The sequence below is a fragment of the Acidimicrobiales bacterium genome, assembly GCA_040219085.1.
GTDB lineage: Bacteria > Actinomycetota > Acidimicrobiia > Acidimicrobiales > JAVJTC01 > JAVJTC01.
Genome location: JAVJTC010000004.1, coordinates 1 through 12,535, shown reverse-complemented (window position 1 = coordinate 12,535; position 12,535 = coordinate 1). Strand labels below are relative to the sequence as shown.

At 69.4% G+C, this 12,535-nt stretch carries 10 protein-coding genes; 9 read left to right on the top strand and 1 reads right to left on the bottom strand.

From position 1 onward, the window contains the following. Nucleotides 1-118 precede the first annotated feature (118 nt). From RIE08_01580 to RIE08_01540, 9 genes are all read left to right on the top strand, one after another. Nucleotides 119-1,489, top strand: a complete 1,371-nt coding sequence (locus tag RIE08_01580; protein ID MEQ8716277.1) for an amidohydrolase family protein — start codon at nt 119-121, stop codon at nt 1,487-1,489. Between the two features lie 35 nt (nt 1,490-1,524). Next, nucleotides 1,525-2,961, top strand: a complete 1,437-nt coding sequence (locus tag RIE08_01575) for an NAD-dependent succinate-semialdehyde dehydrogenase (GenBank protein MEQ8716276.1) — start codon at nt 1,525-1,527, stop codon at nt 2,959-2,961. 138 nt (nt 2,962-3,099) lie between these two features. Further along, nucleotides 3,100-4,242: a BMP family protein gene (locus tag RIE08_01570; protein ID MEQ8716275.1), complete on the top strand. Its 1,143-nt coding sequence runs from the start codon at nt 3,100-3,102 to the stop codon at nt 4,240-4,242. Nucleotides 4,243-4,306: 64 nt separating this feature from the next. Next, nucleotides 4,307-5,869, top strand: a complete 1,563-nt coding sequence (locus RIE08_01565) for an ATP-binding cassette domain-containing protein (GenBank protein MEQ8716274.1) — start codon at nt 4,307-4,309, stop codon at nt 5,867-5,869. Beyond that, nucleotides 5,866-7,011 carry an ABC transporter permease gene (locus RIE08_01560; GenBank protein ID MEQ8716273.1) on the top strand — a complete coding sequence of 382 codons (1,146 nt, stop codon included), beginning with the start codon at nt 5,866-5,868 and terminating at the stop codon, nt 7,009-7,011. The genes RIE08_01565 and RIE08_01560 overlap by 4 nt, the downstream gene beginning before the upstream one ends. Further along, the gene (locus RIE08_01555) at nt 7,012-7,950 is read left to right on the top strand and encodes an ABC transporter permease (GenBank protein ID MEQ8716272.1); all 939 of its coding nucleotides are present in this window, start codon (nt 7,012-7,014) and stop codon (nt 7,948-7,950) included. It abuts the gene before it with no gap. An 88-nt stretch (nt 7,951-8,038) separates the two neighbouring features. After that, the gene (locus tag RIE08_01550; GenBank protein MEQ8716271.1) at nt 8,039-9,829 is read left to right on the top strand and encodes an adenine deaminase C-terminal domain-containing protein; all 1,791 of its coding nucleotides are present in this window, start codon (nt 8,039-8,041) and stop codon (nt 9,827-9,829) included. A gap of 46 nt (nt 9,830-9,875) precedes the next feature. After that, the gene (locus RIE08_01545) at nt 9,876-11,246 is read left to right on the top strand and encodes an amidohydrolase (GenBank protein MEQ8716270.1); all 1,371 of its coding nucleotides are present in this window, start codon (nt 9,876-9,878) and stop codon (nt 11,244-11,246) included. Then, nucleotides 11,247-11,993, top strand: a complete 747-nt coding sequence (locus RIE08_01540; protein MEQ8716269.1) for a M90 family metallopeptidase — start codon at nt 11,247-11,249, stop codon at nt 11,991-11,993. Between the two features lie 60 nt (nt 11,994-12,053). Here RIE08_01540 and RIE08_01535 read toward each other — a convergent pair. Continuing rightward, nucleotides 12,054-12,535, bottom strand: a 482-nt coding sequence (locus tag RIE08_01535; GenBank protein MEQ8716268.1) for a hypothetical protein, incomplete at its 5' end; no start/stop codon positions are given.

The following is a 12,535-nucleotide window of genomic DNA, read 5'->3' as shown; positions in this document are numbered from 1 at the left end:
AACCTATCGCCGAGCGCGTCGGCGCGACCAACCACGCCATCCGGCCTCCGGGTGTCGGCCGACGCGCGCCCGCAACTCGGCGCTGGTGGTCACGCCGGGCCGCTGCCACACTTGTGTCGTGCTGCTCTTGCGCAACATCAGCCACTTGGTCACCTTCGACGACCACTACGGGGAACTCCGGGACGTGGACCTTCTCGTCGAGGGCCGCACCGTCGCCGCCATCGGGCGTGACATCGCCGCGCCGCCCGGAGCGGAGGTGGTCGACGCGACCGGCCTCATCGTGACCCCGGGACTCGTGAACGCCCACCAGCACCTGTACCAGGTGGGGATGCGCTCGATGCGCGAGTTCGAACGTGCCGAGATCATCCCGTGGCTGCGGGGACTGCACGAGCGCACCCTGAGCTGGTGGCGCAACGGGCGCTACACCCCCGAGACGGTGGCGGCCCTGGCGCGCGCGGGCATGGTCGAGTCCCTGCTCGGCGGCGTGACGACGGTTGCCGACCAGCACTACGTCTTCCCCGGAGGGGTGACTCTTCCCTACATCGAGGCGATGATCGAGGCAGCTCGCGAGGTGGGAATCCGCCTCCACGCCGGGAGAGGGACGATGACGCTCGGTCGTCGCGACGGCGGAGCGGCGCCCGACGACGCCTGCCAGACGATGGACGAGGTCCTGCGCCACAGCGTCGAGTTGATCGACGGGTATCACGACTCCGATCCGCTCGCCCGTATCCGCATCGACCTCGCTCCCTGCGGTGTCCACGTCGACAAGCCGGAGCTGTTCCGGGAGCTCGCGAAGCTCGCCGCGGTCAACCCCGGCGTCGGGCTGCACACCCACCTCTACGAGCACGTCGACACCGAGTTCTGTCGGGACCGCTACGACACGACACCGTGGCGGATCCTCCTCGACAACGGGTGGCACCACGAACGGGTCTGGCTGGCTCACATGGTCGATCCTCCCCACGAGGAGATCCCCGAGTTCGCCGCGGCCGGGGTCGGCATCGTCCATCTCATCGCGCCCGACCTGCGGATGGGTTGGGGCCTCGCGCCGCTACGTGAGTATCTCGACGCCGGGTGCAAGGTCGGCTTCGGGACGACCGGATCGGCCTCCAACGACGGCTGCAACCAGCTCGGCGATCTGCGCCTGGCCGCACTGGCGCACCGCATGGGGATCGAAGAGTCCTGGCGTTGGCCCAGGGTTGCGGAGCTGCTGCGTATCGCGACGCGCGGATCGGCCGAGTGCCTCAACCGCGAGGCCCTCGGTCGTCTCGCACCGGGCCAGGCCGCCGACATCTCGGCCTGGGACATGCACTCGGTCGACCGCGTCGGCGTCCACGACCCCGTTGCGGGTCTCGTCCTCACCGGATTGTCGGATCGGGCGGAGCTCGTCGTCGTCGACGGTGCCGTCGTCGTCCGTGGTGGTCACTGCACGACCATCGATGAGAAGACCGTCGCGGCCGAGGCCCGCGCCGCGTTGGGTGTGTCTCGGTAAGGTCGCTGCGTCCACACACGATCTGGGAGGCAAACGTGGCCGAAGCGCGCTGTTACGTCGGCGGTGAATGGGTGGAGGCCGATCGCACCTTCGCGGTGACGAACCCAGCCGACGGGACGATCGTCGGGACGGCGGCAGACGCTGATCCGGGTCTCGCCACCCGGGCGGTGGCCGCCGCCCACGACGCGTTCGGGGGCTGGGCCGCGTTGCCCGCTGTCGAACGTGCCGGCGCGTTGCGCCGCATCACGGCTGCGCTCCTCGACGACATCGACCGCATCGCCGATCTGATCGTCGCCGAACAGGGGAAGCCGCGCGGTCAGGCGCTCTTCGAGGTGCGCTACGCCACCCAGTGGCTGGACTGGTTCGCGGAGGAGGCCCGCCGGTCATACGGGGAGATCGTCCCGACGCACGTTCCGGGCAAGCGTCTGATGGTCCACCGTCGCCCGCTGGGTGTGGCGGTGGCGATCACGCCGTGGAACTTCCCGCTCGCGATGATCGCCCGCAAGCTCGCTCCTGCTCTGGCTGCCGGATGCACGATGGTCGTCAAGCCGGCCGAGCAGACGCCGCTGTCTCCGGCGGCCCTGTTCGACGCGATCCACGCGGCGGATCTCCCGGCGGGGGTCGTGAACCTCGTGACCTCCGAGCGACCCGAGACGCTCACCGACGCACTCCTCGACGACGAGCGTGTCCGCAAGATCACCTTCACGGGATCGACCGAGGTCGGCAAGTTCCTCGTCGAGCGTTCGGCCCACCACCTCGCGCGGGTGTCACTGGAGCTCGGTGGCCAGGCCCCGTTCATCGTGTTCGACGACGCTGACCTCGACGCCGCCGTCGCCGGCCTTCTCATGAGCAAGTTCCAGGTCAACGGTCAGAGTTGTCTGTGTGCGAACCGCGTGTTCGTCCAGGAGGGCGTGGCCGACGCGTTCGCCGAGAAGCTCGCGTCGGCGGTCGGCGCGCTGACCGTGGGGCGCGGGGAGGTCGACGGGGTAGACATCGGACCGCTCATCGACGAACGTGGCTACGACAAGGTGAGCGCACACGTCGCGGACGCCGTGGCCAAGGGCGCGACGGTGACCGCCGGCGGCGAGCGGGTGACCGGTGTGGGCTTCGACGACGGCTGGTTCTTCCCGCCGACGGTCCTGACCGGTGTGACCGACGAGATGCTGGTGGCGAGCGAGGAGACGTTCGGTCCCGTCGCGCCTGTGCTCACCTTCCGTGACGAGGCGGAGGTGATCGAACGGGCGAACAACAGCCCCTACGGGCTCGCGGCGTACTTCTACACGCAGGACCTCGGCACGGCGATGCGGGTGTCCGAGGGCCTCGAGTACGGGATGGTGGGGTGCAACGACCCGATGCCGGCCTCACCGACCGCACCCTTCGGGGGATTCAAGGAGTCCGGGCTCGGCCGCGAGGGTGGTCACGACGGGATGGACGCGTTCACAGAGCCGAAGCTGGTGTCGATAGTCGTCTGATGCGCAGTCTGACCGCCATCTGACAGACTCTGCGGCGGCGCACCGCAAGTGTTACGCGAATGTGAACACCGCCCGGGACCCGCTCACGAGAGTTGTCGCCGCTCTAACGTGCGCCCGGGACACGAGAGGGAGGTTCCTGTGAAGCGAACCATGTTGTGGAAGTTGTTGGCCGTTCTGCTGGCGCTGGCGATGGTCGCCGCCGCCTGTGGAGACGATGACGACGACACCGCCGCCGACGACGGCGCGGCGTCCGATGACGGCGCGGCGTCCGATGACGGCGCGGTGTCCGATGACGGTGCCGGGGAGGACGACGGTGCTTCCGCAGATGACGGTGGATCCGACGGTGACACGTTGCGGGTGGCCCTGTTGTTGCCGGGCGTGCGCAACGACAACTCCTTCAGCCAGTCCGGCTACGAGGGTCTGGTCGCCGCGGCCGAAGCCGACGGGAACATCGAGTACGAGGTGCTCGAGGAGATCATCGAGCCGACCGACTCGCTGCCGGCGTTGCGCAACTTCGCCAGCCAGGGTTACGACCTGATCATCGGCCACGGGATCGAGTACGTGGATCCCATCCAGCAGCTCTACGCCGAGTTCCCCGATGTCGAGTTCGCCATGTCCGGTGGGGTGCTGGTCGAGGGTGCCGTCACGGCCGACAACCTCGTGGACTGGCTCTACAACGTCCAGGACATCGCCTACCCGAACGGGATCGTCGCCGCCAACGCTCTCGTCGGCGACACCATCGGGATCGTCGGTGGTCCCGAGTTCGACTTCGTGAAGACCATGCACCGCGCGTTCGAGGAGGCCGTGCTGTCGGTCAGGCCCGACGTCGAGTTCCTGGAGGGCTTCTCCGGTTCGTTCGTCGACGTTCAGGCCGCGGCCGAGGTGGCCCAGAGCCTGATCGACCAGGGCGCCGACTACATCTACTGCTCCGGCGACGGGATCTGCATCGGTGCGGCCCAGTCCGCCGCCGCCGCTGGTATCCCGATCTCGACCGGATTCGGCTCGCAGATCGACGCCTCGCCGGACACGTTCCTGTCGGCGACGGTCATGGTCCTCGACCAGCTCTACCTCGGGTGGTTCGACCTGGTCCGCAGCGGCGAGTTCGGCAACGAGTTCTACCCGTCGGGTGTGTTCAACGACCAGGTGGTGCTCACCGAGATCAACCCGAACGCGACGGTCGAGACAGCGGTGCCACTCTCGGAGCTCCAGACGATCCTCGACGACTTCGTCGCATCGGTGCAGAACGGCGAGTTCGAGATCCCGTTCCCGGCCGGCGGCTGACCGGCCACGCAACGGTGAACGAGTCCATGTCGGGTCCGGTCCCGCCGAACCCGGTACCAGAAGCGTGAACACGTCGACCGGCGGGGGTTCCGTGGCGCTGCAGGCGTCGGGGATCTCCCGTCGGTTCGGCGCGATCCGGGCGCTAACCGAGGTCGACTTCACGCTGCGCCATGGTGAGATCCACGCTCTCGTGGGCGAGAACGGGGCCGGGAAGTCCACCCTCGCCAAGATCGTCGCCGGTTCGCTGCCCCCCGACAGCGGCACGATGACGCTGTTCGGCGAGCCCTACGCACCGACGAGCAGATCCGAGGGTGCGGCAGCCGGTGTCGCCCACGTCCGCCAGCAGCTGTCGTTGGTCCGGGGTCTCACCGTCGCCGAGAACCTCCAGCTCGGCCGCCCCGGCGCCGCCTTCGTCTTCGACGCCCGCTCGGCCCGGGCCGAGATCGAGAAGATGAGCGACGAGCTCGGCCTGTCGCTGGGAGTGTCGGCGACCGGCGACAAGTTGATCGACGATCTGCCGCTCGCCGTGCGCCAACAGGTCGAGATCCTCATCGGTGTCGCGTGGGGTGCCAGGCTGCTGATCCTCGACGAGCCGAGCTCGGCGCTGGGTCCACGCGAGGTCGACTCGCTCATCCGGCTCTGCCGTCGCCTGCGCGACGAGGGCACGCCCATCATCTACATCTCACACCGGCTACCGGAGCTCGTCGAGCTCGCCGATCGCCTGACGGTGCTGCGCCAGGGAGAGGTGATCGTCGCGGGCGAGGACGTGCGGAATGCCGATCTGCATCAGGTCGCCGAGTTGATGGTCGGCGACATCAGGCTCCTCGAGGTCGAGCGACCCCGACCGACCCTCGGCGACGTCCGGATGCGGGCGGAGGGCCTCTCCATCTCCTATGAGCACGCGGTCGGTCTCGATGACGTGTCCTTCGAGGTGTGCGGCGGCGAGATCGTCGGCGTGGTCGGTGTGGCCGGCAACGGCCAGGAGGCGCTCGCGTCCGTGCTGACCGGACAGGAGAAGCCCACGACCGGAACGGTCACCGTCGACGGGCTCGACGTCACCGGATCGGCGCGCCGCGCGATCGGGGCGGGGGTGTCCCATCTCCACGAGGACCGGGCCACCGGGTTGGCGCACGGCTTCACCCTCGCGGACAACGCGACGGCGCGGCGCTCGCGCGATTCGCAGTTCCAGAAGCTGATGATCCGCCTGCCGCGTCCCATCGCCCGCCACGCGGTGGAACTCGCGAAGCGCTTCTACGTCCGGCCTCCCGAGCCCGCCGCCCTCGCCGGTTCGCTCTCAGGGGGAAATCAACAGAAGCTCATGGCCGCTCGCGAGCTCGAGCGGGCCCCCGCCGTCCTCGTCGCGGCGGGCCCGACCAAGGGGCTCGACCCGCAGGCCGCGAAGACGATGAGGGACCGTTGCTTCGCCGTCGCGGAGCAGGGCGGTGCCGTCGTGATCATCTCGGCGGACCTCGACGAGGTCCGGGAGCTGGCACACCGGGTGATCGTCCTCAACGCCGGCGCCGTCACTGACCGGTTCGCCGTCGAGGAGATGGAGGCTGCTCGCCTGGGTGCGGCGATGTCGGGCCTCGCGCCGCTCGGGGATCCGGCGACGGAGACGGTCCCGTGAACGACCCCGCGGACACGGCCACCGACGACGTCGTACCGGTCGTACAGGCGGAGTCCGTCGCCGAACGCGTCACGGTCGGTCTCACCGCGAGCCTCGGTGCGATCCTCGGCGCCCTGGTCATCGGCGGGATCATCCTCGTCATCTCGGGGGAGAACCCGTTCGCCGCCTACGGCGCCATCATCGACGGTTCGCTCGGCTCGAAGTTCGCCATCGGTGAGACCCTCGCCCGGGCTGCGCCACTGGCGATTGTCGGTTACGGGGCGGCCGTGGCCCTGCGCGCCGGACTCATCAGTCTCGGGGCTCAGGGTCAGGTCATCGCCGGGGCGATCGGAGCGCTCGTCACGGCACAACTTCTCGAGGGCGCGCCGGCGCCCGTCGCGATCCCGGTCGTGGCCGCGGGCGGTGCGTTCTTCGGTGCCATCTGGGTGCTGATCCCGGCTCTGTTGCGGGCCCACCTGCGCGTGAACGAGATCCTCTCCACCCTGCTGTTCACCGAGTTCGCCGCCCTGCTGATCGAGTACCTGCTCAACGGACCGCTCAAGGAGGACGCCGCGATCACGCCCAAGTCGGACGCGTTCCCCGACAGCGCGCGGCTCGGTCTGGTCGTCGAGGGGACCCGTTTCCACGCCGGCGTCATCGTGGCCCTCGCGATCGGCATCGTGTTCGCGCTCTGGATCCGGTCGGTCCCCGGTTTCCGCTACGACCTGTTCGGTGAGAACCCGCGACTTGCCGGCTCACTCGGCGTCTCGCCGAACCGCGTGATCGTCAACTCCCTGCTCATATCGGGAGCGGCCGCCGGTGTCGTCGGCTGGATCCAGGCCGCGGGCCTGTTGGACCGGGTCTACGTGGACATCGCCGAGGACCTCGGCTTCTTCGGGCTCGTCGTAGCTTTCCTCGGCGGTGCCCGACCGGCGGGCATCGCCGCCGCGGCGTTGCTGTTCGGCGGACTTCAGGCCGGTGGCCTGTCGATGCAGTCCAGCGAGGGGATCCCCGCCACCCTCTCCGATGTCATCCAGGCGCTGATCCTGTTGGGCTTCTCGGTGCGCTACGCGCCCCAGATCGCCCGCCTGCTGCGGCGCGCGGTCCGCACGATGCCGCTGATCCGGGGGAATCCACCCGTGGCCGCCGGCGGGGAGGGGTAGATGGACCGCCTCATGACGCTCGCATTCTGGACGGCGACCTTCTCGGGTGGTCTACGGCTCGCGACGCCCCTGGTCTTCGCGTCTCTCGGCGAGACGCTCTCCCAGCGGGCCGGTGTCCTCAATATCGGCATCGAGGGCTACATGATCGTCGGGGCGCTCACCGCTCTCTACACCGCGGTGGAGACGAGCGTGCTCGTCGGGTTCCTCGTCGGCGGTCTCGCCGGACTCGGCCTGGCTCTGGTGATGGTCGTGCTCAGCCTTCGTCTCGACGCGAACCAGGTGGTCGTCGGGTTCGGCATCACGATCCTCGGGGTCGGCCTGACCGGCTACATCTTCCGTCTCACCAACGATGTCGGCGCGGCCCGCCGTCAGGTCGGCCGTCTGGACACGATCGACATCCCCGGGATCTCCGACATCTGGTTCTTCGGCGACGGCCTGTTGACGAACAGTTGGATCACGTGGCTCGCCATCGCCTGCGTACCGTTCGTGTGGTGGCTCGCGCAGCGCACGACGTTCGGCCTGAAGGTCCGCGGCGTCGGTGAGGATCCGGACGCGTCTGCGGCACGCGGCGTGGATGTCGTGCGGGTCCGGTCGATCGCGACGTTGATCTCCGGGTTCTTCGCGGGTCTCGGCGGCGCCGCGATTTCGGTGGGGCTCGTCGGCGTCTTCGAGCCGAACATCACGGCGCGGCGCGGGTTCATCGCTCTGATCGTGATCATCATGGCGAGCTGGTCCGCCTGGGGTGCGGCGCTCGGTTCGTTCGCCTTCGGGTTCTTCGAGGCGTTCGGCACGAACCTGCGCAACGTCGTGTCCGACGACGTGCCGACGGAGGCTCTCAGCGCCATCCCCTTCTTCGTCGCCCTGGTGATCCTCGTCATCGGTGCCCGGCGGGCTCGGATGCCGAAGTCGCTCGGGGTCAACTACAGACCCGACGTCTGAGGCGCCCGACCGATGCGGGCCGGGTCCGTCGACGTCGACGCGCCGGTTTTCACGAGTCCGAAACACCGGGCGCGGTAGCGTGCCTGCCATGGTCGACAGAGCCCGACTCGTACGTGTGGCCCAGGGTCTCGAGCCCGCCGAACTGGTTCTCGCCGGGGGAACGATCGTGAACGTCGTCACCGGCGAGCTCGTCGCCGGGGATGTCGTGGTCGCCGGTGACCGGATCGCGGCGACGGGACCTGCGGGCTCGCACCTGATCACAGCCGACACCGAGGTGATCGACTGTGCGGGCCTGTTCGTGGCCCCCGGTCTGGTCGACCCCCACGTGCATGTCGAGAGCTCGAACCTCACGGTCACGGAACTGGCAAGGGCGATCGTCCCGAGGGGGGTGCTCACGCTGTGTGAGGACCCCCACGAGATCGCCAACGTGTGCGGCATCGCAGGGATCGAGGCGTTCGTCGCCGAGGCGGCCGGTCTGCCCCTCAGCCTGTTGCTGCGGGTTCCGGGCCGCGTGCCGGCGATGCCTCCGCACCTCGAGACGTCGGGCCACGACCTCGACGACGCGGTCATCACCGACCTGTTGACGCGCCCCGACGCCGTCGCCCTCGGCGGTGACATCAACCCGGCGCTTATCCTCGACGCCGACGCCTCGACGCTCGCTCGTATCGAGGGGGCCGTCGCGCTCGGCCGCACCGTCGGGGGGCAGCTGCCCGGGTTCACCGACGCCGTCCTCGATGCCTGCGTGGCAGCGGGTCTCGAGGACACCCATGTGGCGGAGAGCCCCGCGGAGGTGATCGAGCAGTTGCGCCGCGGTCTGCGGGTCCTGCTCACGCCGCGGATCGACCGCCTTCCGGCCGAGGAGTGGCCGGAGCTGTTCGCGACGATCGAGCGCCTCGGTGTCGACACCCGGCGCCTGTGTCTGTGCACCGACGACATCCACCCGAACATCCTCGCGGCCGAGGGGCATCTGGATCACCGCGTCCGTCTGGCGATCGAGGCCGGTGTGGCACCGGCGCGCGCGATCGCGATGGCGAGCCTGAACCCGGCCGAGCTCATGCGCATCGACCGTGACCGGGGTTCGGTCAGCCCGGGCCTACTCGCTGATCTCGTGGTGCTCGACGACCTCGCCTCGTTCTCGGTCTCGACGGTGGTGCGCCACGGTGCGGTCGTCGCCCGCGACGGTCAGCTGTGCGCCGAGCCGCCGCCATTCGACCAGCCCGTCGCCGCCCGGGAGTCGATCCGTCTGCCGGGGCCGGTCGACCCGGCCACGCTGGTCACCCGGCTCCCGGCGACCCTCGACGGCGCTTCGGAGGTGCCCGCCGAGGTCGTCTACTTCGGCGGCCCCAAGACCCGCCGGACCGTGGCGCTGCCCGTCGTCGACGGTGTCGTCCAACCAGACGGCGACGTGGCCCGCATCGCCGTCGTCGAGAGGCACTCGGGAGGGGCCGGTACCGCGGTCGGATTCGTCGGCGGGCTCGGCATCTCGGGTGGCGCGTTCGCGTCGACCGTCAACCACGACAGCCACAACATCGTCGTCGTGGGCGACTCTCCCGCCGACATGGCCCTCGCCGCGGACACCGTCGCCGCTGTCGGCGGCGGCTACGTCGTCGTCTCAGGGGGTGAGGTGGTCGCCCTGTTGGCGCTGCCGATCGCGGGACTTCTGTCGGACCGTCCCCTCGCGGCGGTCGCGTCCGACCTCGTCGCGGTGGAGAAGGCGCTGGTGGAGCGACTCGGGTGCTCGGTCACCTACCGGCCGGTGTATGCGCTGAACTTCCTGTGCCTGCCGAACATCCCCCTTGTCGGGATGACCGACAAGGGCGTGGTGGACACGCCGACCATGCAACTCGTGCCCGTCGTGGGGGTCACCGACCCTGACTAGGGTCGCTTCCGCCGACGGTGCAGACCGACCAGAGATGAGAGAACCGATGACGACCACGCTGCTGCGCAACGCCACCGTGCTGCCGATGGAGGGCTCGAAGGCCGTCTTCGACCCCGGTTCGGTGCTGATCGTCGACGGCACGATCACCGCGGTGGGGGCCGTCGACGACGTCGACCGTCACGAGGCGGCTCCGCACGCGGACACGATCGACATGACCGGTCATGTCCTCCTGCCCGGCTTCCACAACTGCCACCTCCACTCCGGGCTCTTGAGGGGCACCGCCGAGTCACTGGCCCTGTGGGAGTGGTTGGAGAACCACGTGGACCCCGCCCACCGCGCCTTGACGCCCGAGATCGCCGAGGCGGCGTCGTGGATGGCCTACACGGAGGGTCTGCGGGGAGGCACGACGTCGGTTCTCGACATGTGGCGGTTCATGGAGGGCTCGGCCCGTGCCGCCGAACAGATCGGCATCAGGGCGACACTGGCCCCCTACACAGCGGACCTCTACGATTACTTCGAGACGATGGAGACCAACCGCCGGCTTCTCGAGACCCATCTCAGCGCCGCGGACGGTCGGGTCCGCACCTGGGTGGGGCTCGAGCACATCATGTACTGCTCGGCCGACATGTTCCGCGAGGCGGCCGCGCTCGCGGAGGAGTTCGGCACCGGCATCCACACGCACTCCTCGGAGTCCATCTGGGAGGTGCAGGAGTGTCTGCGCCAGTTCGGTCGGCGCCCGATCGAGGAGTTCTACAACCGGGGCATCCTCGGCGACCAGACCGTGGTCGCCCACGGCGTGTGGTTCGACGACCGTGAGGTCCAGCTGATGGTGCAGACCGGTACGGCGGTGAGCCACTGTCCGTGTTCGAACATGAAGCTGTCGTCGGGTCCGGCGCGGATCGGCTTCTACCGCGAGCAGGGGATGACCGTCGGGCTCGGCACCGACGGCGAGAAGGAGAACAACAACCTCGACATGTTGGAGGAGATGAAGTTCGCGTCGCTGCTCCAGAAGGTCTCGACGCTGGACCCGACCGTCGGGGATCCGTGGGACATCCTGGACATGGCCACCCTGTCCGGGGCGAAGGCCCTCGGGCTCGACGACGTGACCGGTTCGCTCGAGGTCGGCAAGGACGCGGATGTCGTCGCGGTGGATCTCGGTGCCATCCACTTCGTGCCGGTGTTCCACGGTGCCGACTTCAACATCCCCGCGCACCTCGTCTTCTCCGCGTCGAGCCGCGACGTGAGCGACGTCTGGGTCAAGGGGCGCCGCCTCGTAGCGGACGGCGAGGTCGTCTCGGTGGACGTCGCCGAGGTCGCCGCGAACGCGCAGGCCGCGGCGGAGGAACTGTTCGAGCGGCGCCGCAACCTGCCCGGCGCCACGCCGAGCCCGGCGACGACCCTCGGGAAGAACGCCTGAGTGCGCTGGCCCTGGTCCCGGCCCCGGCTGGGTCTGCCTGATGACTGGCGGGAGATCGCAGCTGCCGGGGTGGGGTGGTGGGGATGGCTCGAGGACGACGAGCGCGAACGCCTCGGTGAGCGGGCGGACCTTCTGCTCTCCGAGAAGCGCTGGGAGGCGGCGCGCGGCTTCGCGTTGAGCGACGAGGTCTGCACCGTCGTGGCGACCCAGGCAGCGCTGATGATCCTCGAGATCGACCCGGGCGCGTTCCGCCTGGTGGACACGATCCTCGTGCATCCCCGGCCGATGCGGTCGACGGGCCCCCAGACCGGTCCGGCCCCGGGGGTGGTCTCGGCCGCCGGGCGTCCGGTCGCCGGTCACACCCGGACCCACGGTCCCGTCGTGGTCGCCTGGAACCAGGCCCGGGCCAACGCGGCGCGCCCCGAGGCGGGCCGCAACGTGGTCATCCACGAGTTCGCCCACAAGATCGACCTGATCGACTCGGTGCTCGACGGCACGCCACCGGTGCCCGACGCGGACCGTGCACGGTGGGAGTCGGTGGTGGCCGCTGAGCTCGACGCCGCCCGGGAGGGAACGTCCGCGCTGCGGTCCTACGCGGGGCACAACGCCGGGGAACTGTTCGCGGTGGCGACGGAGACGTTCTTCTGCCGTCCCGTGGAGATGGCGACGGACTCGGCTGACCTGTACGGGCTGTTGGTCGACTTCTACCGTCAGGATCCCGCCGCCCGGCTCCGACGGCCCGGCTAGATGCGCCTGGTCTGCGGCCTGGGACCCTGATGAATGCTTACGTCGGGTCCCCCGGGATGGCTACGGCTGGAAGAGACCGCACAGGTCGAAGCTGAAGTCGGCCAGCGCCGAAGCGGAGCACGCCCAGCGTGCGATGGCTGTTGCGCCCTCTCCGGTTGCTGTGGCGTCGCTGTCGAAGAGCGCCGTGGCGGTGTTGGCGTCACCTGTTGCGGTCGCGCTGCTGTTGGAGATGGCGATGGCGGTGTTGTCGTCGCCGTCGAACACGCTGGCGCCGCCGTCGATCGCGACGACGGTGTTGCCCCTGCCGCCGTCGAACACGCTGGCGCTGCCGTCGATGGCGACGACGGTGTTGTTGTTGCCGCCGTCGAACACGCTCGCGCCGCCGTTGTTGGCGACGACGGTGTTGTTGTTGCCGCCGTCGAACACGCTCGCGCCGCCGTCGATGGCGACGACGGTGTTGTTGTTGCCGCCGTCGAACACGCTGGCGCTGCCGTCGATGGCGACGACGGTGTTGTTGTTGCCGCCGTCGAACACGCTCGCGC